The following is a 1114-nucleotide window of genomic DNA, read 5'->3' on the forward strand; positions in this document are numbered from 1 at the left end:
TACCGTCGATACCGTGGCACACACCCGCACCGAGATGCTGCATACCAAGGGAACGGGCGGACTCTTTAATCAAGCGCGCTTTGATGGGGTTACCGATGATGTAAAACTTCAACAAGAGGAAGCGCAGAAACCCATCATCAAACCTGAGCCGATGATTGAACTGACCGTCAAGTCGCAGGTAGAAAAGGAGATCACTAGACCCGAAAGGACGGAATACGTCACCTCCGACCAAGCCTATCCTGCGGTGCCAAGATACACACAAAACTCGAAAGAATAATACTTAACTAGGTGCATAAAAAAGAACTTTATGCACCGCCTAAATACTGGTATTATGATCAGGTATCTAGAGGGAGAATGACCATGAAAACAGTCTTACCATTACTGCTGCTTACCTGTGCGAGCGTGCAAGCTCAACCCCACTCTCCCGAGCTCACTCAACTGCTGAGCGAGATACATGAGCAATATGACACAGCAACGTTAGCTATGCCTAAAAGAGCAATGGCAGACATCACCAAACTGCCCTACTTCTTGCAGCACATTGACGAGACGGACACCGTGGAATCAAAAATTCTGAAAGCTCATCTGCGAGCACTACAAGAAGCATATTTCGGCAATGCTACCCGCCAACAAGAGCTAGGAGGTAATAACTGGTTCTGTATGCGTGATTTGATGGCACTCGATCCGAATCGCCACCCTGAATTTCTTGAAGATATGATCTGGACAGTGCTTGAAAAGACGGCGAAGAATAATCCTGAAAGGTTTACTCGATATAATTATTCATCTTCATTTGCAATGTCAACTTCGGTTATTTTTGAATATGGTCTGCAAACTGAATACCCTTGTTACAGCCCTATTCCAAAAGCCTTGCAATTTCAAGGCTGGAAATATTAATCTCGGCATAGGATATCCATCGAGAGTGAATGTAATTTCAGGTATAAGGCCAGTACGAGAGAGTAGGAACTCTTTATTCTAGACTAGGTATTCATTGGCCGCTGCTTGGGCACAAAAACGTTCCTTTAACCCCTTATATAGCCCAAGAAAGTATTACGTCCCTGTTCCCATGAGTACCAAGTAATAAAGTAAGCTCTTAAATGGCAGCGATCGTATTGGTACG

General features: G+C 44.7%; 2 protein-coding genes. Both read left to right on the forward strand.

The window, feature by feature from the left end; translation table 11 throughout:
• The coding region (locus AB4496_RS17060) for a hypothetical protein (RefSeq protein ID WP_137002677.1) at positions 1 to 277 on the forward strand (277 nt) is incomplete at its 5' end.
• Between the two features lie 83 nt (positions 278 to 360).
• Positions 361 to 891, forward strand: coding sequence for a hypothetical protein (locus AB4496_RS17065; RefSeq protein WP_102258274.1), 531 nt, complete (start codon positions 361 to 363; stop codon positions 889 to 891).
• Positions 892 to 1114 lie beyond the last annotated feature (223 nt).

Source organism: Vibrio sp. 10N.222.46.A1, assembly GCF_041473595.1.
Classification (GTDB): domain Bacteria; phylum Pseudomonadota; class Gammaproteobacteria; order Enterobacterales; family Vibrionaceae; genus Vibrio; species Vibrio tasmaniensis_A.

What these genes read in the sequence shown, in the direction of transcription:
- AB4496_RS17065 (WP_102258274.1), top strand. Translation starts at nt 361, where the DNA reads ATGAAAACAGTCTTACCATTACTGCTGCTTACCTGTGCGAGCGTGCAA.